Here is a 22,201-nt window from a genome sequence, read left to right on the forward strand (position 1 = left end):
AAGGTAGTGAAGGATGAGTGTTTCGAGGTCTGCCGGCGCGCATGGTCGCGCCGTGCAAAAGGTGCTTCACGTCGGCCCGGATATGTCGGCGCAGGGCGGTATCGCTTCCGTGATCGGCGGATATGCGCAACGCAGCGAGCTGTTCGAATCGCAGGGCTACACGCTGAGCTTCGCGGCGACATGCGGCGCCCGCGGTGGGCTGCGACGCATCCGGCAGTTTGCGCGCGCGTGGTGGAAAGTCGTGAGCGGAGCGGTCTCGCGGAATATCGACATCGTCCATATTCACACGTCGGTCCGTGGCTCGCTGCTCAGAAAGTGGCTCCTCGCCATGACGTGCATCGGCTTGCGCCAAAAGTACATCTTGCATCTGCATAACGGCGCGATGGCGCAGTACATCGAAACGCTTCCCGCGCTGTGCCGCAAGGCGGTCCGTCTTATGTGGAAGCGCGCTGCTCAGGTGATCTGCCTGTCGCGTGACATGGAAGCGTGGCTGGATCGCGACCGGCTCTGCCATCCGGAAAAGCGTCAGCTCGTCTACAACGGCATTTCGGATCCCGCGTCGGACGTGGCGCTCGGCAGGTCCGGCTCGCAGCCGCCAACCATTCTGTTCCTCGGCAGGCTCGTGGAAGCCAAAGGCATCAAGGTGCTGCTCGAAGCCGCGGAACGGCTGAAACGGCTCGGCCATCCGTATCGGCTGCTTGTCGCTGGCAGCGGCGACCTCCAAGCGTTCCTGACGGACGTCGAACATCGAAACCTTTCGATGGAAGTGGAGCACCTCGGATGGGCGACGGGCGAACAAAAGGCGCAGTTGCTCGCGAATGCCGACATCTTCGTCCTGCCGTCGCGCAGTGAAGGTTTTCCGGTGGCCATCGTCGAAGCGATGGCGTACGGCGCGACGATCGTTTCCACGAACATTCCCGGCGTCACGGACGCCATCGTTCACGGGCGCGATGGATTGCTGGTGTCGCCCGATGCCGCCGATCAACTCTGCGATGCACTCGCCAAGCTGATCACGTCGCCGGCGCTGCGCACGCAGTTGGCTGCCGCAGCGAGACAACGCTTTCTCGATCGTTTCACCATCGAACGCACGGTCGAATGCCTGGTGAGCGCTTACGACAAGGCCTTGCACTGATACGACCGAACGTGTCCTCGCACTACTTCTCTCAAACATGAACCGTATCGAAATCTTTTCATGCCCGATGGACGTCGCCACCATGGACGAAACCGTCGACTGGATTCGCGCACGCGTCGAGCAGCGGGTATTCACGCAGCACGTCGTCGTGAATGTCGCAAAGCTCGTTCACATGCAGACGGACGAAGCGCTTGCGGAGTCGGTGCGCGCCTGCGACATCGTCAATATCGACGGCATGGGCGTCGTATGGGGCGCGCGGCTGCTAGGCTTCCCGGTACGCGAGCGCGTGGCGGGCGTCGACCTGTTCGGGCGTTTGCTGGAAATGGCCGCCGAGCGCGCGTTGCCAGTGTTCCTTCTCGGCGCGACGCAAGACGTGGTCGATCGCACGGCCAGCGTGGTCACGGCCCGATATCCCGGATTGCGAATCGCAGGCCGTCATCACGGCTATTTCTGGGACGACGAAAAGCGCGTCGTCGATGAGATACGTCAGTCCGGGGCGCGGCTGTTGTTCGTCGCGATCACGTCGCCGAGAAAGGAGAATTTCATCAACCGATGGCGTGAACAACTCGGCGTCGACTTCGTGATGGGCGTCGGCGGCACGTTCGATGTCGTCGCGGGGAAAGTGCGGCGCGCGCCGGTCTGGATGCAGCGCTGCGGGCTCGAATGGCTGTTCCGGGTCTTTCAGGAGCCGCGCCGCATGTGGCGCCGCTACTTCGTGACGAACAACAAATTCGCGTTGATGCTTGCGCGGGCTTCGCTCGCTTCGATGACGCGCCGCAGAACCTGATGTCAAGTAAGCCGGTCTTGCTCGCCGCCGTTTTCGCGATGCTGCTGTCCGCGTGCTCGGTGCTCGCGGATAGCGATAGCGATCGCCCTTATGCGCTGGTTTATCGGAGCCAGTGGAGCAAAGGCGTCGATCCGCGCCTGACGATCCACACGCCGAGGCCCGAATCGCTCGACACCGTCGCGATGCCCGTCGCTGGCGGCGTCGCCCTGAAGTTGTCGATGAGCCGTGCCGACGACTTCTCGCGCGTCGCGAACGGATCGCCGCGTGCCGAAATCGGCTTCGAGCGCATCGCGCGTTTCGCGATCGGCAAGGATTACGAGATCCGGTGGTCCACGGTCATCCCCGCGGACTATCGGCTCGATTCACGGCAACCGGAAATCACCTTCCAGTTGCATCAGGGCGCCTCCGCAGGTTCCCCGCCCGTCTCGCTGATGCTGGCCGGCGGGCGATACCGGCTCGAGATCCGTGGCGGCCCCGGGAAGCCCGTCAATGCGATCGATTTCGGCGCGCCTTCGGGCGACAGGGGAAAAGTCGTCGACTGGTTGCTGCGATACCGTCCGGACGATACGGGCCTTCATCCGCGAACCGATCTCTATATGAACGGAACGCGCGTCGCTCGGTGCGAGACTTGCGCGAATGCGTATCCGGGCGACCGGAACGCATATCTCAAGCTCGGCATTTACAAATGGTGGTGGATGACGCGACCGTCCGACGTGACCGAGCGCTCGATGTACTACGGCAACGTCGACATTCTCGAACGGGAATCGGCGCCGTCACCGGTCGCGCCGCGCCGATAACGTCGACGGCTGGCCCGGCGATCTGGCGATCACCCCGCTTCCACCACGAACCCTCGCTTTCTCAGAAGCTCGAGCACGCCCCGCGGCCCGCCGAGATGCAACGCGCCGATCGCCACGAACACCGGTTTATCCGGCGCGGCGATGGCGACGATCCGCTGCACGAACCGCTGATTCCGCTGATACACCACGCGATTGTCGACCTGCGCCGCGAGCGCCTTGTTCCGCGCCAGCTTGCTCGACTTGGCGTCGTCCCAGGCCTTGAGCGCATCCGCGTCGCCGATGCGCCACAGCCGGTGCAACTCCTTCACATCGGCGACGTTCTCCGCCGGCGTCTGCACGAGATCCTGCGCGAGCATTTCGCGTTGCTGCGCCGACGAAAGCCGCGTGAATGTCGAAATCTGCTCGTTCAGCGTTTCCAGTCCGACGATCTTCCCGCGCGCGCGAAGATACACGTTCTGCAACTGCGCCTCGGTTCCGTACTCGCTTTGAAACCCGGCCTTCAACGTGTCGTAGGTTTCGATCAGCATCGATGCGAGCCATGGCCGCGTATGCCGGATCTCCTTCAGCGCCGCCGGATTGCTGCGCATGCGCGCCTCGACCTTCTTCCACATCGAGTCAGGCAAATAGTCGATCAGACACGCGCTGCGGCACATGCCATAACGATTCACATCGTCTTGAGAGAGCAGGAGATCGTCGGGGGAAATCTCGAGCGCGAGCGTAGGCGATGCATCGAGCGCCGCGAGTATCGATTTGCGAAACGGTTGCTCGGGCGGATAGTCGCTCGCGAAACCCACATGGAGCGTGCCGAGCAGATAGATGGTCGTCGTGCCCTTGGTCGCGACGTAGAACGGCATGCGCGGCGGCTGCGCGCGCACCGGGCCGCTCGCGGTCGTGCCGGTCGAGCGGTCCGTGCGCGGCGGCGGAGCGGGATTGGCAGGCGCGGCGGCGGACCCCGCATCGCCCGCGGCCTGCGGCGTGCGCGATCCGACCACCGCGAAGCCCGAAGGCGACACCGAGACACCCGCCGTAAACAGCAAGAACGACAGCACGAGGGCTGTCGTTTTGGCGAACGCCGCGCGCGAAAAGCGCGGCTTGACGGTTGAATCCTGCACGATCGACATCTTAAAACATTCGCGTGACGCGTCGTGCAGCCTTCCGGCGAGATTCAGACTTCGGCTTCGCCGACCTCCTCGGCGCGATGGCACGACACCTGACGTCCATCGACCACGCGCAGTTTCGGCTCTTCGACACGGCATCGCTCGATCGCATACGGGCAGCGCTGATGGAACGTGCAGCCCGATGGCGGATTGAGCGGCGACGGCATCTCGCCCTGCAGCTTGATCTTGATGCGCCGGTCTTCCTCGAAGATCGCGGGCGTCGCGGACATGAGCGCGCGCGTGTACGGATGGCGCGGCTTCGCGAAAATCGTCTTCTTGTCGCCGACTTCCGCGACGCCGCCGAAGTACATCACCATCACGTCGTCGGCGATATGCTCCACCACCGACAAATTGTGCGAGATGAACACGTAGCTCGTGCCGAACTGCGCCTGGAGATCCATGAACAGATTCAGGATCTGCGCCTGAATCGACACGTCGAGCGCGGACACCGGCTCGTCGGCGACGACGATCTGCGGATCGAGAATCATCGCCCGCGCGATCGCCACGCGCTGACGCTGCCCGCCCGAAAACATGTGCGGATAACGCGACGCATGCTCCGGCCGCAAGCCGACGGTACGCATCATCTTCGCGATGCGCTCGGCGCGCTCCGTCGACGAGAGCTTCGTGTTGATCGCGAGCGGTTCGCCGAGCGTCTGCTCGACGGTCTTGCGCGGATTCAGCGACGCGAACGGGTTCTGGAACACCATCTGCACGCGCTGACGCAACTCGGCGATCTTCGCACGGCTCGCGCCCGCGACGTCATCGCCTTCGATCAGCAGACGGCCCGACGTGGGCGCTTCGATCATCGTCAATTGACGCGCGAGCGTGGACTTGCCGCATCCCGATTCGCCGACGACCGCAAGCGTGCGCCCGCGCTTCAATTCGAACGACACGCCGTTCAACGCCTTCACCGTGCCGTGCTTGAACGCGCTGCGTTTCACGTCGTAATGCTTCGTGAGCTTGTCGGCGGCGAGCACGATGTCCTGATTCGATTCCTTCGGTACGGCGTTCATCGCGCGCCTCCTTCCACGACCACATCGATGTTCAACGGCTTGATGCAGCGCGCCCGCACGGCCGGATCGTTCTTGTCGAGCTGATACAGATTCGGCCGCGCCTTCCGGCAATCGTCGACGACATATTTGCAGCGCGGCGCGAAGAGACATCCGCTCGGGCGATCGTCCTTGCCCGGCACCATGCCCGGCAGCGCCGCGAGACGTTCCGCGCCGCGCGAATGTTCGGGAATCGCCGCGAGCAGCGCTTCCGTGTACGGATGATGCGGCTCGCTGAAGATCGTCGGCACATGATTCGTTTCGATGATCTCGCCCGCGTACATCACCGCGACGCGCTGCGCCACTTCGGACACGACCGCGAGATCGTGCGAAATCAGCACGAGCGCCATGCCGCGTTCCTTCTGCAGCTTCACGAGCAGTTCCATGATCTGCGCCTGGATCGTCACGTCGAGCGCGGTGGTGGGCTCGTCGGCGATCAGAAGCTTCGGATTGCATGCGACCGCCATCGCGATCATCACGCGCTGATTCATGCCGCCCGACATCTGATGCGGAAACGAATTGATGCGGTTCTTCGCGTCCGGAATGCCGACCTGATCGAGCAGTTCGAGCGCGCGTTTGTCGAGCGCATCGCCGCGCAGACCTTCGTGCAGCTTCAGTACTTCCTTGATCTGATAGCCGACGGTGTAGCTCGGGTTCAGGCTCGTCAGCGCGTCCTGAAACACCATCGCGATGTCCTTGCCGATGATCCTGCGACGCGCGCGCGCCGACGCCTTCAGCAAGTCCTTCCCGTCGAACGTGACCTGATCGGCGGTTACTTTGCCCGGTGCGTCGATGAGGCCCATCAGCGCCATCATCGTGACGCTCTTGCCCGAGCCGGATTCGCCGACGACGCCGACGACTTCGCCCGGCTTCACGGACAGATCGATGCGATCGACGGCCTGCGTGCCGCCGAACGTCACCTGCAAATTGCGGATAGTCAGAAGATCGTTCATGTCAGCCCATCCGTTTGAGTTTCGGATCGAGCGCATCGCGCAGACCGTCGCCGAGCAGATTGATGACGAGCACGGAGATCAGGATCGACAGGCCTGGCATCGTCACGATCCACCATGCGCTTTCGATGTAATCGCGCGCCGATGCGAGCATCGCGCCCCACTCCGCCGCCGGCGGCTGCACGCCGAGGCCGAGAAAGCCGAGCGCGGCAGCATCGAGAATAGCGGACGAGAAACCGAGCGTCGCCTGCACGATCAGCGGCGCGGCGCAGTTCGGCAGCACTTGCGAGAACATCAGGCGCACGGTGCCCGCGCCCGCGACGCGCGATGCCGTCACGTATTCCTTCTGCAATTCGCCGAGCGCCGACGCGCGCGTGAGACGCACGTATCCCGGCAGCGCGACGATGGCGATGGCGAGCATCGTGTTGACGAGCCCCGGCCCGATGATCGCGACGACCGCGACCGCGAGCAGCAGCGAAGGCAACGCGAGCAGCACGTCCATCACGCGCATGATCGGCGTATCAAGCCAGTGGAAGAACGCGGCCATCAGACCGAGCACGACGCCCGGAATCAGCGCGAGCACGACCGACACGAAGCCGATCCAGAACGACAGCCGCGCGCCGTACATGAGACGCGAGAGAATGTCGCGGCCGGCTTCATCGGTGCCGAGCAGGAACATGCGGTTGCCGCCTTCGAGCCACGCGGGCGGAATTTTCACGTAATCGCGATATTGCTCGATCGGGCTATGCGGTGCGATCAGCGGCGCGAGCAGCGCGACGAGAATCAGCACGAGCACGATCACGCCCGCGACGACGGCGCCGCGATTGCGCGAGAAATTCGCCCAGAATTCGCGCGCCGCGACCATGCGCCCGGACGGCGGCGTGAGCGCGCCCGGCGGGAGATTGTTTTGAACGTCAGCCATTCGTTATGCCTCGCGCCGAGCGGCCTCAAGCGAGGCATGCGCCCCCTTGGGGGGCAGCGAACAAGTGTGAGCGTGGGGGTACATGTTTTCCTCAGCGAGTATGGCGAATGCGCGGATTCAACACGCCGTACAACAAATCGACGACCAGGTTCACGACGATCACGAGCGTCGCGATCATCAGAATGCCGCCTTGCACGACCGGATAATCGCGGCGCGAAATGGCGTCGATGAGCCACTTGCCGACACCCGGCCACGAGAACAGCGTCTCGGTCAGCACCGCGCCCGCGAGCAGCGTGCCGACCTGCAGGCCGATCACGGTCACGACAGGAATCAGCGCGTTGCGCAGCGCATGCACGACGACCACGCGCAGCGGCGACAAACCCTTCGCGCGCGCCGTGCGGATGTAGTCCTCGCGCAGCACTTCGAGCATCGACGAGCGCGTCATGCGCGCGACGACCGCCAGCGGAATCGTGCCGAGCACGATGGTCGGCAGAATCAGATGCGACACCGCCGACGTGAACGCGCCTTCGTCGCTGGAGAAGAGCGCGTCGATCAACATGAAGCCGGTGACGTGCGGAATGTCGTATTCGACCGCGATGCGGCCCGACACCGGCGTCCAACCGAGCTTCGCCGAGAAGAACATGATGAGGATCAAGCCCCACCAGAAAATCGGCATCGAATAGCCCGTGAGCGCGGTGCCCATCACGCCGTGATCGACGACCGTGCCGCGCCTGAGCGCCGCCGCGACGCCCGCCGGCAAGCCGACGACGAGCGCGAAGATCATCGCGCAGATGGAGAGTTCGACGGTCGCCGGAAAGCGCGCGAGGAACTCGCCCATCACGCTGGTATTCGTGATGATCGACGTGCCGAGATCGCCTTTCAGCGCGTGCCCGACGTAGGTGAGGTATTGGACCGGCAGCGGCTGGTCGAGACCGAGGCGCTTCATGGCTTCGGCGTGCATCGCGGGATCGACGCCACGCTCGCCCATCATCACTTCGATGGGGTCGCCGGGAATCAGGTGGATGAGCGCGAACGCGAGAATCGTAATGCCGATGAACGTCGGTATCACCATTCCTATGCGTCGCAAAACGAATCGGAACATGGATCGTCCTTTTCGGTATTGGGAGGACTCAAAACGTGACCGGCGGCTTGGATCTTGTGGACCCGCGCCGCCGGACCTGTTCGATTAACTATGGTTTAGTGCAAAAAGCGTTCCGTAGACAAACTTTATTGCATGCCGACGCCATCGAAGCGAACGTAGCCGAGCGGCTCGATCTTCATGTTCGTCACCTTCTTGCTCACCGGCTGATACACCGTCGAGTGCGCGATCGGCGAGAACGGCAGTTGCTGCGCGAAGATCTGCTGCGCATCGGTGTAAGCCTTCGTGCGCGCGGCGACATCGGTCGTCGAACGGCCCTTCACGACGAGTTCGTCGAACGGCTTGTAGCACCACTTCGAGAAGTTGCTGCCCTTCACGGCGTCGCAGCCGAGCAGCGTGCCGAGCCAGTTGTCGGGGTCGCCGTTGTCGCCGGTCCAGCCGATCAGGAGCGCATCGTGTTCGCCCGCGTGCGCGCGCTTCAGATACTCGCCCCACTCGTACGAAACGATGTTCGCCTTCACGCCGATCTTCGCCCAGTCGGCCTGGATCATTTCCGCCATCAGCCGCGCGTTAGGGTTGTACGCGCGTTGAACCGGCATCGCCCAGAGCGTGATTTCGAAGCCGTTCGGGAAGCCCGCCTTCGAGAGCAGTTCCTTCGCCTTCGCGGTGTCGTATGTCTGGCCCTTCAGGTTCTTGTCGTAGGACCACTGCGTCGGCGGCATCGGTGCGGTGGCCGGCTGGCCCGCGCCCTGATACACGGAATCGATGATCGCCTTCTTGTTGATCGCCATGTCGAGCGCGCGGCGCACGTCGGTGTTGTCGAGGCCCTTCTTCGTCACGTTGTACGCGACATAGCCTTCGTTGAAGCCCGCCTGTGACGGCGTATCGACATTCGATGCCGACTTCAGCGCGGCGATATCGCCCGGACGCGGATAGCTCATCACCTGGCATTCGTTGTTCTTCAGCTTCTGCACGCGCACGGCCGCGTCCGGCGTGATCGAGAAGATCAGCTTGCTGATCTGCACGGCGTTCGGCTTCCAGTAATCAGGATTGCCGTCGAAGCGGATGGTCGCGTCCTTCGTGTAGCTGCGGAAGATGAACGGACCCGTGCCGACCGGCTGCTGGTTGATGTCGGCGGCCTTGCCGTCTTTCAGCAGCTTGTCCGTGTACTCGGCGGACAGGATCGACGCGTATTCCATCGCCATGTTCTGGATGAACGGCGCGCTGACTTCCTTCAGCGTGAACTTCACGGTGTACGGATCGACCTTCTCGATCTTCGAGATCAGCTTGTCCATGCCGAGGTCCGTGAAGTACGGAAACTGGACGTTGTACGCCTTGCGGAACGGATTGTTCGGGTCGAGCATGCGGTTGAACGTGAAGATCACGTCATCCGCGTTGAATTCGCGCGTCGGCTTGAAGAACGACGTCGTCTGGAACTTCACGCCGTGACGCAGATGGAACGTGTAGCTGAGGCCATCCGACGACACGTCCCACTTTTCGGCGAGACCCGGCTCGACCTTCGTACCGCCGCGCTCGAATTCGACAAGACGGTTATAGACGGTGAAGGTATTCGCGGTGAAATCGGTGCCGGTGGTGTATTGCGCCGGATCGAAGCCGGCCGGGCTGCCTTCCGAGCAATACACGAGCGTCTTGTTCGGGATTCCCGCGGCGTGTGCCGCGGTTGCCGCAAAGAGCGTCGCGGTGGCGACGGCGCCTGCGAGCGCCGATCCGCGGATGGCTCGCAACAGGCTGTTTTTGTTCATGTTTCCTCCAAGTCGATGCCGGCTTCTGGCCGACGTAGCGCGAGTGTACTTGATCGCGCCGCCCCGCTTTTTTCGAAGCACACGCGCAAAGTGGGCGCTACCCTAGCACGAACAAAAGTGACACGTGTACTTGGTTTTCCCCACTAGAGTTTGTCGTCGGTGGCGCTCCGATAAGGGTAGGTTATCGGGCATGTTTGAACCTGATACATCGGGCGACGAAATATTGCTCGAATAGGCGCGCGCTAACGCAAAAAAGACGACGGTAAGGGGATTCAGAGAAAGAACCGCGCGGCGAGCGCCGCGCGGGTGAAACATTGATGCTGATCAGGCGCTCTTGAAGCCGAGACGTTCGCAAACCGTCTTCGACGCCCACGCGCCGTTAAGCGTGTAGAAGTGCAGACCCGGCGCGCCATCATCGATGAGACGGCGGCACAGGCCCGTCACCACGTCGACGCCGAACGCGCGGATCGACTCGCGATCGTCGCCGAAGCTTTCAAGCCGCCGCGCGATCCACTTCGGCACTTCGGCGCCGCACATGTCGGAGAAGCGCATCAGTTGCGAGAAGTTCGTGATCGGCATGATGCCCGGCACGATCGGCACGTCGACGCCGAGCTTGCGTGCTTCCTCGACGAACTTGAAGTAGGAGTCGGCGTTGAAGAAGTACTGCGTGATCGCCGAGTTCGCACCCGCCTTCACCTTGCGCGCGAAGTTTTCGAGATCGGCTTTCGGCGACCTCGATTGCGGATGAAACTCCGGATACGCGGCCACTTCGATGTTGAACCAGTCGCCGTGCTCCTGACGGATGAACGCCACCAGTTCCGACGCATAGCGCAACTCGCCGACTTCGCCCATGCCCGAAGGCAGATCGCCGCGCAGCGCGACGATGTGGCGAATACCGTGCTCGCGGTACTGCAAGAGAATGGCGCGCAGACTGTCCTTCGACGAGCCGATGCACGAGAGATGCGGCGCGGCCTCGAAGCCTTCCGCGGCCATTTCGAGCACGGTGTCGAGCGTGCCTTGCTGCGTGGAGCCGCCCGCGCCGAACGTCACGGAGACGAACTTGGGCGAGAGCTTCTTCAACTCGGCGCGGGACGCGCGCAGCTTGTCCACGCCTTCCTGCGTCTTCGGCGGGAAAAACTCGAATGAGAGTTCGATCGGTTTCATGATGTTTTTTGACGCACGGCAGCGCGCGGTCCAACGTCAACCGAAGTTGCGATTCCCGAAGATCAGCGCCGACAGCAGCCACGACACGATGCTGTAGAGAATCGAGCCGAAGAACGCGGACCAGAAGCCCGATACTTCGAAGCCCTTCAACAGCGACGAGCACAGCCAGAAGCACAGCGCATTCACGACGAGTATGAAGAACCCGAGCGTGACGATGGTCACCGGCAACGTGAGGATGATGAGAACAGGCCGGATGATCGCGTTGATGAGACCCAGCACCACCGCGATGATGAGCGCCGTGCCGAAACTGCGGATATGAATCGAAGGCACGAGGTAGGTGATGATCAGCAGCGCGAGCGCGTTGATCAGCCATGTCAGCAGCACGGTCATCGAGAAATCTCCGGTTGATGCGTTGAATCGCGCGGGCGTGGTCGTCACGCCCGCGCCTGTTACGGCTGCCGTCAGCGTTTAATAGCGGTAGTGGTTCGGCTTGAACGGGCCGTTCTTGTCGACGCCGATGTAGCCGGCCTGCTCGTCCGACAGCACGGTCAGTTCCGCGCCGATACGGCCGAGGTGCAGGCGCGCGACCTTTTCGTCGAGATGCTTCGGCAGCACGTAGACCTTGTTCTCGTACTTCTTGCCCTGCGTGAACAGTTCGATCTGCGCGAGCGTCTGGTTCGTGAACGAGTTCGACATCACGAAGGACGGATGGCCCGTCGCGCAGCCGAGGTTCACGAGACGCCCTTCAGCCAGAATGATGATCTTCTTGCCGTCCGGGAAGACGATGTGATCCACCTGCGGCTTGATGTTGTCCCAAGTGTATTGGCGCGTCGACGCGATATCGATTTCCGAATCGAAGTGGCCGATGTTGCAGACGATCGCGTTGTTGCGCATCGCCTTCATGTGATCGTGGTTGATGACGTGATAGTTGCCCGTCGCGGTGACGAAGATGTCGGCGCGGCTCGCGGCGTATTCCATCGTCACGACGCGGTAGCCTTCCATTGCGGCTTGCAGCGCGCAGATCGGATCGATTTCCGTGACCCACACCGTCGCGCCCAGACCGCGCAGCGATTGCGCGCAGCCCTTGCCCACGTCGCCGTAACCCGCGACGACCGCGATCTTGCCGGCGATCATCACGTCGGTCGCGCGCTTGATGCCGTCGACGAGCGATTCGCGGCAGCCGTACAGATTGTCGAACTTCGACTTCGTGACCGAATCGTTCACGTTGATGGCGGGGAACGGCAGGCGTCCTTCCTTTTCCATCTGATACAGGCGATGCACGCCCGTCGTGGTTTCTTCCGTCACGCCCTGAATGTGCGAAAGGCGCGTGGAGTACCACGTCGGATCGGCGTCGAGGTGCTTCGCGATCGACTTGTAGAGCGCGATTTCTTCTTCGTTCGTCGGCTTGGCGATGACCGAGCGGTCCTTTTCCGCCTTCGCGCCGAGGATGAGCAGCAGCGTTGCATCGCCGCCGTCATCGAGAATCATGTTGGCGAATTCGCCGTTCGGCCATTCGAAAATGCGATGCGAGAATTCCCAGTATTCGTCGAGCGATTCGCCCTTGAACGCGAACACCGGCGTGCCGCCCGCGGCGATCGCTGCAGCTGCGTGATCCTGCGTCGAGAAGATGTTGCACGATGCCCAGCGCACGTCCGCGCCCAGCGCCGTGAGCGTTTCGATCAGCACGCCCGTCTGAATCGTCATGTGCAGCGAGCCGGCGATGCGCGCGCCCTTCAGCGGCTGCTGCGCCTTGTACTCTTCGCGCGTCTGGATGAGACCCGGCATTTCCGTTTCGGCGATGTCGAGCTCTTTGCGGCCCCATGCGGCAAGCGACATGTCGGCAACGATGTAATCCTTGGAACCGTTGGAATCGAGAACTGCGGCGTTCATCACGCCCTCCTTTTCTAAAAAGACTAGAAATGTTGACGTGAGCGCCGTTCGATGCGGTGGCTCAGCGGGCGCCTTGACTGCCTGGCGCTTTCGAACCGTCCGGATTGAATGCTTCCGAGCCTGGCGGGCGGATTCGATGAATCGCCCGTCGCAACGCTCCTCGGAAACGAGCGTCGATTGTAGCAAAGTCTCGTGTGGCGAATGCGTTTTCGAGACGCCGAAGAGGGACTTTCGCGGCGCGCGCAAGCGCTCAGAAAGGCAGTACGGAGAGCACTGGCGCGAGCAGCACCATCACGACACCGGCGATCATCATCGTGAGACTCGCGACGACGCCCTCTTCGCTCCCCAGTTCGCGCGCCTTCGCCGTGCCGACGCCATGCGCCGCCGCGCCGAACAACGCGCCGCGCGCGAGCCGCGTGCGCAGCGGCACGAGCGCGAGCACGATTTCGCCGAAGAGCATGCCGCAGACGCCCGTCGCGATCACGAAGAGCGCGGTGAGGTCTTTGGGCGCGTGGATCTTGTCGGAGACGGCGAGCGCGAACGGCGTCGACACGGAACGCGTCGCGAGGCTGCGCTGCAATTCCGGCGACAGATGCAGCAGCTTCGCGAGCGCGAGCGAACCGCCGACCGCCACCAGAATGCCGACCGTCACGCCGACGGTCAGCGAAATCCAGTGCCGCTTGATGAGTTCGCGGTACTCATAGATCGGCACCGCGAACGCGACCGTCGCCGGTCCGAGCAGCCACATGAGCCAGCGCGTGTCGGTGTAATAGACCGAGTACGGAATGCGCGCAATCACGACGATGACCGCGAGCACCGCCGGCACGGCCAGAAGCGGCGTGAGCCACGGCCGCCGGAAGCGCGCGTACAGATGCTTGGCCGCGAAGTACAGCGCGACGGTCAGCACGAAGCAGCCGGCCGCGATGAGGCGCGCGGCGTCGTCTTCGAGAAGCGAGGCAAAGAAGTGGTTCATGTCCGCTCGCTCAGGCGCGGGCCGCGTGTCGCGCGACGAGCACACGGCGCAGGGCGAGACGGCGTTCCAGGCGCGCCGCACGGTCGACGGCGAACGCCACGGCCACCATCACCATCAACGTTCCGCCGACGACCACGAGCGCGAGCCGCCAGCCGTCTTCCATGAACAGGCCGCCGTACTGGACCGCCGCGACCGCCGCCGGGATGAAGAAGAGCAGCATGTCGGACAGCAGCCAGTCCGCGCCCGCCTTGACCCAGCGCGGCGCGACGCCGCCGCAGAACAGCAGCGCGAGCAGCGCGACGAGGCCGATCACGCCGCCCGGCACGGGCAGCGACAGCTTGCGCGCGACGAAATCCGCTACGACCCAGATCCCCGCGAGCGCGGCGGACTGCACCGCGACGCGCAGGAAGCGGGCGAAGGCGGACGGCGTTTTGATCGGCAGGGCGGTGGACATGGCGGCTCTCGTGGGCTGAAGGCGACTGATTAGGGTTATCCCGTAGGCTGAGTATATGGGCGCACCTTGCATAATAAAAATGACTTAACCTTATTCGAATCATTCCAAACTGGAATTCGGAGCCGACGATGGAATTGCGCGCCTTGCGGTACTTCATCGAAGTGGTGAAGCAGAAGAGCTTCACCGCTGCCGCCGAACACATGTTCGTGACGCAGCCGACCATCAGCAAGATGGTGAAGGCGCTGGAGGACGAGGTCGGCTCGCCGCTGCTTCTGCGCGAGGGGCGTCAGATGGTGCTGACCGACGCCGGCCAGATCGTCTATCAGCGCGGCGTCGAGGTGCTGGCGGCGCACGCGCGTCTGGAAGCGGAGTTGAACGATCTCGGCACGTTCGGGCGCGGCACGCTGACGATCGGTATTCCGCCGATGGGCGGATCGCTCTTCACGCCGGCCATCGCCGCGTTCCGTCGCCGTTATCCGAAAGTTGAGCTGAAGCTGTTCGAGCGCGGCTCGAAGGCGATCGAAGCGGCGCTCATCGACGGGGAGCTCGAACTGGGCGGCGTCTTGCAGCCGGTCGACACCGCGATGTTCGACGTCCTGCCCGTGAGCCGGCAGATTCTCTGGCTCGTCGCGCCGAAGGGTTCGCGCTGGGACGACGCCCGCGAAGTCGCGCTCACCGATCTCGCCGCCGAACCGTTCGTGTTCTACGGCGAGAGCCTCGCGCTCAACGACGTCGTGCTCAACGCGTGCCGTGACGCGGGTTTCGCGCCGACGATCGTCGGCCGCAGCGGGCATTGGGATTTCATGGCGGCGCTCGTGCAGGCAGGCATCGGCATCGCGCTGCTGCCCGCGCCGTACTGCCGGCGTCTCGACGCGAACGCGTTCACCTGCCGTCCGGTCGTCGCGCCCGAGATTCACTGGGACATGGCGCTCGGCTGGCGGCGCAACGGTTATCTGTCGCACGCGGCGCGCGCGTGGATCGAGGTCGCGCGGGAAATGCTGCCCGCGAATCTGGATCAGGATTTCATGGCCGATGGCTTTCCGCGAAACCGGTGACATCCACGCAAAAAAAACGCGCCGGCCCGCGATGAGCGGACCGGCGCGTCATTTACAGCGGCTCGCGCGATTCCCGAATCAGTTCAGTTCCTTGAATTCGATTCGCCGATTCGCCGCGCGGCCTTCGCGCGTGGCGTTGTCGCCGATCGGATGCGCGTCGCCGAAACCTTCCGCCGTCAGCGTGTCGGCCGGCACGCCACGCTGGATCAGATACGAACGCACGGACCGCGCGCGCTTTTCCGACAAGTGGAGATTCACCGCCGGATTGCCCGAACTGTCCGTGTAGCCGCCGATCTGCAGCTTGATCGGCTTGCCGTTCGCGTCGCAATCCTTCAGCCCCTTCGCGGATTCGGCGAGTTCGTTCAGCGCCGCGCGCGGCAACTCGTTTGACGCGAAGCCGAACTTGATCGGACGCAGATTCAGATTCTTCGCGACGTCGGCGGCACTGCAATTCGCGGCAGCGTCCGACGCGGCGAGCGTTTTTGCGGCGGCGGTCGTGTCGGTTGCGCCGATCGTCCAGCCGTCGCCGAAGAACGCCTTCAGCTTGTCCAGCCAGCCGAGCTTCGAATCGCCCGCGCGGCCGCTCAGGTCGATCTTGTCGCCAACCACGCGCATTTGCGCGCCCGGCAGCGTCATGACCGGGAGCAGGCCGTCGAGTTTCGCGATCCACGCGGCGGGCTTCGTGTCCGGATCGACCGCGATGTCCGCCTTGAACTTGTCCGCGCCGAGCTTCGCGGCGAGCGTGTCGAGCAGTTCGCGGCGTTCGTGCTCGTCGTGGACGGTGGCGGTCAGCGTCGGAACGCCGGATGCGTCGACGACGAAGGACATCGTTGCGTCCTTGGAAGGCAGCGCGGCCGGCGCAGACGCCTGATCGGCCGCGGCGGCCGTCGCGCCCGTTGCCGTCTCGGCGCTCGCGTCGGAAGCGGCGTCCGGCTTCGCGACGGGCGCGGCGTCTTCCGGCTTGTTGTCCGTCGAGCAGCCGCGACCGGCCAGAACCGCGAACATCGCGAGCGCGGCAGCGGATGCGATCCACCACCATTTCTTCCGGCCCGCGTCTTCCTTCACGGCGTGATCGGCGGCGGCGGGCGCTTCCTGCGGCTGCGCGAAGACGGCGGCTTCCTGCGTCGCCGGATGTTCCAGATGCGCCGACACCGCCTTCAGCCGAGATGCGACACCCGCGAGAAACGCGCCGACCGAACCGAGACCGAGCGCGTTGGCGAACGCGTCGGTCATGTTCGCGCGCACGACCGGCAACTGATGGCCGAGCAGCGTCGGAAGCTGGCTGGGATTGCCGTTGTGCTGCGTGAGATAGCGCTTGAGCACGCCGAAGAGCGTCGCGCCGACCACGCCGGTCAGCGTGCGCGTGGCGCTCGCCGCGACGCCCGTGTATTCGGCGATGCGCTCGGCGAGCAGATTGAGATTGTCGCGCGAGGCGATTTCGGCATCGGCTTTTTCGCTGCTGTCGACGAGCGTCTTGAAACCCTCGTCCTGCACGACGAAGTGCGGCAGTTCTTCGGCGATCAGCGCGTTGGTCGCCGGCGACATGATCGCCGCGAACAGATGACGCGCGCCTTCGAGCGACGACGCCTTGTTCATCATCGCGCCGATCAGCGCCGGCCCGCACAGCGACACGACGCGCCGCGCGGATTCCGGCGCGCAGCCGATGCGCCCGGCGACATGCTGCAACACGCTTTCGGTCAAAGCGCCCTGGACAAGTTGATTGAGGTTGATGCTCATTGAGAATGCTTCCGTGAAAGGCGTTACTGCAATCGCCGGAATTAGGCGTGCCGATTATAGGTTCGGGTTCCGGCGCGTCATCGGGGCGGGATTAACAATCGGATTTATCTCAGTGAGCGGCGCTTTAGGAGCGCGCATCAAAAATTCCCGATCGATCCCGAAAAGAACGGTGCCTCTACACGGCCGATCCGTGCGCGGCCTATGATTCCTGAATTCGAGATGACGCCCGGACGGCCGATCCGCCGAAAGCGCTGTTGCGCGCGTCCGACAGCGACGAATCACCGCAGAAGGAGAGCGACGATGTCCGATCCCGCCGATCGCCCGTTCGGGCAAACCCACGACGTCACGAATCAGGCGTCGCCGCTCGTCGGCTATGACGCGTTCGCCTTCGATCCGGCGCTCGTCGCCGCCGTCGGACGCGAAGGCGCACATTGGCATGTGCAGACGCTTTCGCGCGACGGGATGGCGCTGACGCAGCCGGACGTCGTCGCGCTGGCCGAGCTCGCCAACCGCCACGAGCCCGAACTCGCGACGCACAGTCCGCGCGGCGAACGCATCGACGCCATCGAGTTTCATCCGGCGTGGCATGAACTGCTGCGGCGGCTGCGCCATGAGGGATTGCACGCGATGCCGTTCGAGCCGTCCGCGCGCGCCGGATCGATGGCCGCGCGCTGCGCCGGCTACTATCTGCACGGCCAGCTCGAATCGGGCTCGCTGTGCCCGATCACGATGACCTTCGCGAGCATCCCCGTTCTGCGCCACGAACCCGACCTGTTCGCGCGCGTTTCGCATGCGCTGCTTTCGCGCGAACACGATCCGCGCGACATTCCGCTCGGAGCCGGCAAGCATTCGATGATGATCGGCATGGGCATGACCGAGAAACAGGGCGGCTCCGACGTGCGCAGCAACCGCACGCGCGCGCACGCCATCGACAGAAACGGCGCGACGGGACGCGGAGGCGCTTATCGGCTGGTCGGTCACAAGTGGTTCTTCTCCGCGCCGCAATGCGACGCGCATCTCGTGCTCGCGCGCACCGCCGACGAAGGCGGGCTGTCGTGCTTCTACGTGCCGCGTTTCGCGCCGGACGGCCGCAAGAACGCGGTCCAGATCCAGCGCCTGAAGGACAAGCTCGGCAACCGCTCGAACGCGAGCAGCGAAGTGGAGTTTCTCGATGCTTACGGCGTGATGATCGGCGAAGAGGGACGCGGCGTGCCGACCATCATCGAGATGGCGAATTTCACGCGGCTCGATTGCGTGATCGGCAGTGCGGCGCTGATGCGCGCGGCGCTCGTCCAGGCGATTCATCACGCGCGGCAGCGCAGCGCGTTCGGCGCGCATCTCGTCGATCAGCCGCTGATGCGCAACGTGCTCGCCGATCTCGCGCTCGAATCCGAAGCCGCGACGGTGCTATTCATGCGGCTCGCGGGCGCGTTCGAGCAGAGCGCCGCGCCAGGCGGAGCGCTCGCCGAACGCGCGTGGCGGCGCATCGTCACGCCCGCCGCGAAATTCTGGGTCTGCAAGCGCGCGCTCGAATTCACCGGCGAAGCGATGGAAGTCTGGGGCGGCAACGGCTATGTCGAAACCGGGCCGATGGCGCGTTTCTATCGCGAGGCGCCGGTCAATTCGATCTGGGAAGGCTCGGGCAACGTGATGTGCCTCGACGTCCTGCGCGCGTTCGAGCGCGAGCAGGACGCCGCGCACGCGCTCATCGACGACTGGAAGACGACGGCGGGCGCGCATCCGGCGCTGGCGGGCGCGCTGTCGTCGCTGATTGCGATGCTGACGGACGATCCGTCGATCCGGGAAGCGTCGGCCCGGCGCATCGCGCAGCAATTGACGTTGTGCGCGCAGGGCGTGCTGCTCGCGCGGCACGCGCCGCAGGATGTCGCCGATGCGTTCATCGAATCGCGTCTTGGCGACGCGCGCGGCGAAAACGGGCGCGTGTACGGCACGCTGCCCGGACGCTTCGATCACGCGGCGATCGTCACGCGGGCGTTCGCCGCCTGAGAAAGCGTCAGCGGATCGCCCGCCCCGCTTCCCTCAACGGCTCCTCGTTCTCCAGCCGATACACCCACGACAGCAATTCCGCGACCGCCTGATACAAGGCGGGCGGAATGTGCGCGTCGAGATCGACCTGCATCAGCAGCGACACCATTTCCGGCGATTCGTGCACGTACAGCCCCGCTTCCTTCGCGCGCTGCACGATCATGTCCGCGACGATGCCGTAGCCCTTCGCGACGACGCGCGGCGTCGCCTCGCGATTGCCCGCGTCGTAGGCGAGCGCCGTCGCCTGCCTGCGCGTGTACGGCGGATGATCCTGGCCGCTCATGTTTCACTCCCATCGCCGTGCGGCGGGTGGAACAGATGTTCGAGCGGCGAGCGCACCGGCTTTTTCGCGGCGGTCTTGTCGCCGGAAAGCGCGAGATCGGTCGTGCCGTCCATCGAACGCACGGACAGCGACGCGAGCGCGATGCCCGCCGCTTCGAGCTGACGCGCGAACGCGGCGCCGTCGGCGGCGAGACGGCGCGCGCCCGCGTCGCCCGCCTTGATGCGCGTGACGAGCTTGTCGCCCGACAGCACCAGTTCGGCGTCGACGGTGCCGAGCGCGGGCAGCGACAGCGTGATGCGCGTGCGCCAGGCGCGTTCGTCGGCGGCGTCGTCGGAAGCGCGCTGATCGCGCGGTTCGCGGGCGACTTCCCACTCGAAGCGCGTGCCGGGCCACGCCTCGCCCTGCCAGCGGAATTGCTCGTTCGCGAGCACGTCGAGTTGCTGACGCACGACATTGAGCGTCGCCGGATGGATGCCCGCCGCGAGCGACGCCTGCAGCGCCGATTCGTGCCGGCTCGGTTGCGCCGTCTGCGCGTTGGCGCCGTTCGCGGTTCCGTTCTGCGAATTCGAGAGCTCGGACGGCGACGCATCGCGCACCGACGCCGCGAGCGCGGCCGCCTGCTGCGGCGTCTGCGGCGTCGCGATCGGGCGGCCGTGGAAATCGGGCAGATCGGGCGCGAGCTGCGGCGCGCGGGCATCGTCGAGGCCGGTGTCGGCCGGCGTGACGGCGTTGGCGAGCTCGAACGGCAGGGACATCGAACGGGCATCGACGCGCGCCTGCGGTTCGTTGCCGAGCGACGCCGCGCTGCGCTGGCCCGCGAGCCATTGCACCAGATGCGATTCGTAGAAAAGCCCGCTTTCGCCGACGGTCCTTGCGAGCGCCGTCGCCAGCGCGGCGGCGGGCAGCGGCGGCAGATTCTGCGTCGCGGCGCGCGCGGCCGCCACGGCGGCGGCATTGGAGGAGAAAGCGGTATCGAAGAGGCCGGTCGTGAGCGCGGCGAAGGCGCTCGCGGGGCGCGGCGGCGTCGGCCAGAGCGGGGCGTCGCCGGTCAGCGCGGGCGTCGCGCCGCCGAAGCGCGAAATCACGTCGAGCGTGCGCGCGACGCTGGAAAGCTCGGTTTGCGCCGACGCCGCCGGTCCCGCCGCCACGGCGGGCGCGCCGACGGTCTGCGGCATGTCCGGCTGCGTCGTCTGCCCGACGCTCGTGCCCGTCACGCCGCTGCCGCTCACGCCGCCCGGCGCGCGAATCGCGGACATCAGGAGCTCGGTGCGGCTGGCGAGCAACGATGCGATCGCAGAATCGAGTCCAGTCATGCCCACATCCTCGTAAGCGCCGGCCGGATCGTCCGGCGGGCGCGGAACCGCGGCTAGCGCAGTCCGATCATTTTCTTCAGTACGCGGGCCGGGCTGTTGACCGTGAAGAGCGCGGACAGGCGCGCGAGACTCGGCGAGGTCAGATCGCGGATCGCGGCGTCGTCGGCGAGAATCTTCTTCACGAGGTCCAGCTTGCGTGCGCGGGCGGTTTCGTCGAGATCCGAACCGGTATCGACTTCCTTCAGCCGGTCGACCAGCTCGCGATAGGTGCCCTGCAACGCCTTCAGCTCGCTCCATTCGCCACCGCGCGCGGCCACCAGCATCTGACCGGAAACCGCCGCAATGGCCTCGTAGTGGGCGAAATATTCTTGTGTCGTCTTCATTCTTTCGAGGCAGTCGACGCTCATACCCGTCATGCGGGCACGGCGGTCATTTGCGCCACTTCCTGTCCAATTCCGACCCAGGCTTCTTCCAGCGTCGCGAGCAGGCCGTCGACTTCGACGAGCATCGACTCGTTCTGCTTGATGTTCGCCTCGAGCAGCCGGCGCGTCATATACGTGTACAGCGCGTCCAGCCGTTGCGCGATCTCGCCGCCCGCATCCTTGTTGAGCGCCTGCTGCAATCCGCTCTCGATGATGCTGATGGCCTTGCCGATCGCCGCGCCGCGCGCGCCGACGTTGTTCTGCTGCAGATGCATGCGCGCCTGCGCGATCGCCTGACGCGCGCCTTGATACAGCATCACGATCAGCCTGTGCGGGCTCGCTCCGATCACCCCTGTCTGAACGCCCACGCGTGCGTAGGCGCTGGCTCCTGCGTGTCCTGGGGAATACATCTCTCGGGTTCTCCTTATGCGATGCCGCAGCGTGCGCGGGCTTCAAGCGGACGCCGTGCCGCTCGTCCTGATCCGTGTGGGTCCGGTAAAACCGGTGAGAGACGAGCGTGCCGCCCGCCTCAAGCGGGCGAACCATCGTTCGCCGTGCCGTTACCGGGGTTATCGGAAAAACGCGGCAAAGCTTTAGGACTCAAGGCTCTAGAGCAATCGCGAGGATCGAGGGACGGATCGTGTGAAGACCGTCAGACGGAGATCTGCATGATGTCGTTGTAGGCCGACACGAGCTTGTTGCGCACCTGCAGGCCGAACTGCAGGCCGACGTTCGCCTTCTGCATGTCGACCATCACGTCGTTGAGCGACACGTTCGGCGCGCCGATTTCGAATGCGTGCGCCTCGCCGAGTGCCTTGTTCTGGTTGTCGCTGATCTTGTCGATGGACGATTTCAGCGCGTCGGCGAAGCTGCCGGCGCTCGCCGCGCCCGATGTCCCGCTCTGCCCCATGACGGCGCCCGACGCGACGGACGCGGCGTTTGCGGCGCCGGTGCCGCCGGCGGCTTGCGACGCCATCGACTGAATGGCCGACATAGCCGAGGAAAGCGGATTGATCGGAAAGTTCATGTTGACTCCGGATGACAGGAAATAACGGGTGCCGCTCGTGGCGGAGACCCGATGCCCGGCCCGCATTTGCGGAGGTTCGCCGAGTACGAAAAAGATTAGCAGCCGGCGGTTTTTCAAAGCGCGGGAAGAACGGGGAAAACCCCGCTCTATTCGCCGAATCGACTTGCAATCTTCTGCGGAT

General features: G+C 64.5%; 22 protein-coding genes and 1 riboswitch. Of the genes, 5 read left to right on the forward strand and 17 right to left on the reverse strand.

The genetic code is table 11. The annotated features are described in order from the left end of the window. The first annotated feature begins 52 nt into the window (after positions 1–52). The 3 genes from QCE58_RS00365 to QCE58_RS00375 all read left to right on the forward strand — a co-directional run bounded on the left by QCE58_RS00365 (position 53) and on the right by QCE58_RS00375 (position 2,716). The gene (locus tag QCE58_RS00365; RefSeq protein WP_250520837.1) at positions 53–1,132 is read left to right on the forward strand and encodes a glycosyltransferase family 4 protein; all 1,080 of its coding nucleotides are present in this window, start codon (positions 53–55) and stop codon (positions 1,130–1,132) included. A gap of 82 nt (positions 1,133–1,214) precedes the next feature. Continuing rightward, complete coding sequence (locus QCE58_RS00370) at positions 1,215–1,919, forward strand: WecB/TagA/CpsF family glycosyltransferase (protein WP_279613007.1); 705 nt, start codon at positions 1,215–1,217, stop codon at positions 1,917–1,919. Beyond that, positions 1,919–2,716 carry a heparin lyase I family protein gene (locus QCE58_RS00375; RefSeq protein WP_250520838.1) on the forward strand — a complete coding sequence of 266 codons (798 nt, stop codon included), beginning with the start codon at positions 1,919–1,921 and terminating at the stop codon, positions 2,714–2,716. Before QCE58_RS00370 ends, QCE58_RS00375 begins: the two co-directional genes overlap by 1 nt. A 29-nt stretch (positions 2,717–2,745) precedes the next feature. On the opposite strand, the gene QCE58_RS00380 is transcribed toward QCE58_RS00375, so the two are convergent. The 11 genes from QCE58_RS00380 to QCE58_RS00430 all read right to left on the reverse strand — a co-directional run bounded on the left by QCE58_RS00380 (position 2,746) and on the right by QCE58_RS00430 (position 14,137). Next, positions 2,746–3,837: a TraB/GumN family protein gene (locus tag QCE58_RS00380; protein ID WP_175979630.1), complete on the reverse strand. Its 1,092-nt coding sequence runs from the start codon at positions 3,835–3,837 to the stop codon at positions 2,746–2,748. Positions 3,838–3,881: 44 nt separating this feature from the next. After that, complete coding sequence (locus QCE58_RS00385; RefSeq protein WP_175979631.1) at positions 3,882–4,886, reverse strand: peptide ABC transporter ATP-binding protein; 1,005 nt, start codon at positions 4,884–4,886, stop codon at positions 3,882–3,884. Continuing rightward, positions 4,883–5,875: an ABC transporter ATP-binding protein gene (locus QCE58_RS00390; protein ID WP_175979632.1), complete on the reverse strand. Its 993-nt coding sequence runs from the start codon at positions 5,873–5,875 to the stop codon at positions 4,883–4,885. Before QCE58_RS00390 ends, QCE58_RS00385 begins: the two co-directional genes overlap by 4 nt. A 1-nt stretch (position 5,876) precedes the next feature. Beyond that, positions 5,877–6,794: an ABC transporter permease subunit gene (locus QCE58_RS00395; protein ID WP_008352613.1), complete on the reverse strand. Its 918-nt coding sequence runs from the start codon at positions 6,792–6,794 to the stop codon at positions 5,877–5,879. A gap of 91 nt (positions 6,795–6,885) precedes the next feature. Further along, positions 6,886–7,896, reverse strand: coding sequence for an ABC transporter permease subunit (locus QCE58_RS00400; RefSeq protein WP_008352611.1), 1,011 nt, complete (start codon positions 7,894–7,896; stop codon positions 6,886–6,888). A gap of 125 nt (positions 7,897–8,021) precedes the next feature. Then, the gene (locus tag QCE58_RS00405; protein WP_008352609.1) at positions 8,022–9,656 is read right to left on the reverse strand and encodes an ABC transporter substrate-binding protein; all 1,635 of its coding nucleotides are present in this window, start codon (positions 9,654–9,656) and stop codon (positions 8,022–8,024) included. 324 nt (positions 9,657–9,980) lie between these two features. Further along, positions 9,981–10,820: a methylenetetrahydrofolate reductase [NAD(P)H] gene (gene metF, locus QCE58_RS00410; RefSeq protein ID WP_250501551.1), complete on the reverse strand. Its 840-nt coding sequence runs from the start codon at positions 10,818–10,820 to the stop codon at positions 9,981–9,983. Between the two features lie 36 nt (positions 10,821–10,856). After that, a complete protein-coding gene (locus tag QCE58_RS00415) occupies positions 10,857–11,210 on the reverse strand; it encodes a phage holin family protein (RefSeq protein WP_008352606.1) in 354 nt (117 codons plus the stop codon). Positions 11,211–11,288: 78 nt separating this feature from the next. Next, entirely contained in the window at positions 11,289–12,710 is a 1,422-nt protein-coding gene (gene ahcY, locus QCE58_RS00420) for an adenosylhomocysteinase (protein ID WP_008352605.1), read from the reverse strand. Between the two features lie 32 nt (positions 12,711–12,742). Continuing rightward, a riboswitch (S-adenosyl-L-homocysteine riboswitch) is annotated at positions 12,743–12,878 on the reverse strand. Positions 12,879–12,960: 82 nt separating this feature from the next. Continuing rightward, positions 12,961–13,683, reverse strand: coding sequence for an LrgB family protein (locus QCE58_RS00425; protein ID WP_008352604.1), 723 nt, complete (start codon positions 13,681–13,683; stop codon positions 12,961–12,963). A 10-nt stretch (positions 13,684–13,693) separates the two neighbouring features. Continuing rightward, a complete protein-coding gene (locus QCE58_RS00430; RefSeq protein ID WP_034473259.1) occupies positions 13,694–14,137 on the reverse strand; it encodes a CidA/LrgA family protein in 444 nt (147 codons plus the stop codon). A 128-nt stretch (positions 14,138–14,265) separates the two neighbouring features. On the opposite strand from QCE58_RS00430, the gene QCE58_RS00435 reads away from it, so the two are divergent. Continuing rightward, positions 14,266–15,192, forward strand: coding sequence for a LysR family transcriptional regulator (locus tag QCE58_RS00435; RefSeq protein ID WP_175979636.1), 927 nt, complete (start codon positions 14,266–14,268; stop codon positions 15,190–15,192). A gap of 78 nt (positions 15,193–15,270) precedes the next feature. Here QCE58_RS00435 and QCE58_RS00440 read toward each other — a convergent pair whose 3' ends face one another. After that, positions 15,271–16,929, reverse strand: a complete 1,659-nt coding sequence (locus tag QCE58_RS00440) for an OmpA family protein (RefSeq protein ID WP_250520839.1) — start codon at positions 16,927–16,929, stop codon at positions 15,271–15,273. A 300-nt stretch (positions 16,930–17,229) separates the two neighbouring features. Between QCE58_RS00440 and QCE58_RS00445 the strand changes: the two genes are divergently transcribed. Continuing rightward, positions 17,230–18,936 (forward strand): isovaleryl-CoA dehydrogenase, encoded by a 1,707-nt coding sequence (locus tag QCE58_RS00445; RefSeq protein WP_250520840.1) that lies wholly within the window; start codon positions 17,230–17,232, stop codon positions 18,934–18,936. 7 nt (positions 18,937–18,943) lie between these two features. Here the strand turns inward: QCE58_RS00445 and QCE58_RS00450 are convergent, their stop codons facing one another. From QCE58_RS00450 to fliE, 5 genes are all read right to left on the reverse strand, one after another. Then, entirely contained in the window at positions 18,944–19,258 is a 315-nt protein-coding gene (locus QCE58_RS00450) for an EscU/YscU/HrcU family type III secretion system export apparatus switch protein (RefSeq protein WP_008352596.1), read from the reverse strand. Further along, complete coding sequence (locus QCE58_RS00455; protein ID WP_008352594.1) at positions 19,255–20,571, reverse strand: flagellar hook-length control protein FliK; 1,317 nt, start codon at positions 20,569–20,571, stop codon at positions 19,255–19,257. The genes QCE58_RS00450 and QCE58_RS00455 overlap by 4 nt, the downstream gene beginning before the upstream one ends. A 53-nt stretch (positions 20,572–20,624) precedes the next feature. Then, the gene (locus tag QCE58_RS00460) at positions 20,625–20,954 is read right to left on the reverse strand and encodes a flagellar protein FliT (RefSeq protein ID WP_033536661.1); all 330 of its coding nucleotides are present in this window, start codon (positions 20,952–20,954) and stop codon (positions 20,625–20,627) included. A 29-nt stretch (positions 20,955–20,983) separates the two neighbouring features. Beyond that, positions 20,984–21,403, reverse strand: a complete 420-nt coding sequence (gene fliS, locus QCE58_RS00465) for a flagellar export chaperone FliS (RefSeq protein WP_033536660.1) — start codon at positions 21,401–21,403, stop codon at positions 20,984–20,986. A gap of 242 nt (positions 21,404–21,645) precedes the next feature. Continuing rightward, complete coding sequence (gene fliE, locus QCE58_RS00470) at positions 21,646–22,020, reverse strand: flagellar hook-basal body complex protein FliE (RefSeq protein WP_008352588.1); 375 nt, start codon at positions 22,018–22,020, stop codon at positions 21,646–21,648. Positions 22,021–22,201: the final 181 nt, after the last annotated feature.

It is taken from the genome of Caballeronia sp. LZ028, assembly GCF_031451415.1.
Lineage (GTDB): Bacteria > Pseudomonadota > Gammaproteobacteria > Burkholderiales > Burkholderiaceae > Caballeronia > Caballeronia zhejiangensis.

Coding starts and splice junctions, on each gene's coding strand:
- QCE58_RS00450 (WP_008352596.1), bottom strand. CDS start 19,258: ATGAGCGGCCAGGATCATCCGCCGTACACGCGCAGGCAGGCGACGGCG.
- QCE58_RS00385 (WP_175979631.1), bottom strand. CDS start 4,886: ATGAACGCCGTACCGAAGGAATCGAATCAGGACATCGTGCTCGCCGCC.
- QCE58_RS00395 (WP_008352613.1), bottom strand. CDS start 6,794: ATGGCTGACGTTCAAAACAATCTCCCGCCGGGCGCGCTCACGCCGCCG.
- QCE58_RS00425 (WP_008352604.1), bottom strand. CDS start 13,683: ATGAACCACTTCTTTGCCTCGCTTCTCGAAGACGACGCCGCGCGCCTC.
- QCE58_RS00430 (WP_034473259.1), bottom strand. CDS start 14,137: ATGTCCACCGCCCTGCCGATCAAAACGCCGTCCGCCTTCGCCCGCTTC.
- QCE58_RS00460 (WP_033536661.1), bottom strand. CDS start 20,954: ATGAAGACGACACAAGAATATTTCGCCCACTACGAGGCCATTGCGGCG.
- fliE (WP_008352588.1), bottom strand. CDS start 22,020: ATGAACTTTCCGATCAATCCGCTTTCCTCGGCTATGTCGGCCATTCAG.
- fliS (WP_033536660.1), bottom strand. CDS start 21,403: ATGTATTCCCCAGGACACGCAGGAGCCAGCGCCTACGCACGCGTGGGC.
- QCE58_RS00440 (WP_250520839.1), bottom strand. CDS start 16,929: ATGAGCATCAACCTCAATCAACTTGTCCAGGGCGCTTTGACCGAAAGC.
- QCE58_RS00405 (WP_008352609.1), bottom strand. CDS start 9,656: ATGAACAAAAACAGCCTGTTGCGAGCCATCCGCGGATCGGCGCTCGCA.
- QCE58_RS00380 (WP_175979630.1), bottom strand. CDS start 3,837: ATGTCGATCGTGCAGGATTCAACCGTCAAGCCGCGCTTTTCGCGCGCG.
- QCE58_RS00415 (WP_008352606.1), bottom strand. CDS start 11,210: ATGACCGTGCTGCTGACATGGCTGATCAACGCGCTCGCGCTGCTGATC.
- metF (WP_250501551.1), bottom strand. CDS start 10,820: ATGAAACCGATCGAACTCTCATTCGAGTTTTTCCCGCCGAAGACGCAG.
- QCE58_RS00370 (WP_279613007.1), top strand. CDS start 1,215: ATGGACGAAACCGTCGACTGGATTCGCGCACGCGTCGAGCAGCGGGTA.
- QCE58_RS00455 (WP_008352594.1), bottom strand. CDS start 20,571: ATGACTGGACTCGATTCTGCGATCGCATCGTTGCTCGCCAGCCGCACC.
- ahcY (WP_008352605.1), bottom strand. CDS start 12,710: ATGAACGCCGCAGTTCTCGATTCCAACGGTTCCAAGGATTACATCGTT.
- QCE58_RS00435 (WP_175979636.1), top strand. CDS start 14,266: ATGGAATTGCGCGCCTTGCGGTACTTCATCGAAGTGGTGAAGCAGAAG.
- QCE58_RS00375 (WP_250520838.1), top strand. CDS start 1,919: ATGTCAAGTAAGCCGGTCTTGCTCGCCGCCGTTTTCGCGATGCTGCTG.
- QCE58_RS00400 (WP_008352611.1), bottom strand. CDS start 7,896: ATGTTCCGATTCGTTTTGCGACGCATAGGAATGGTGATACCGACGTTC.
- QCE58_RS00445 (WP_250520840.1), top strand. CDS start 17,230: ATGTCCGATCCCGCCGATCGCCCGTTCGGGCAAACCCACGACGTCACG.
- QCE58_RS00390 (WP_175979632.1), bottom strand. CDS start 5,875: ATGAACGATCTTCTGACTATCCGCAATTTGCAGGTGACGTTCGGCGGC.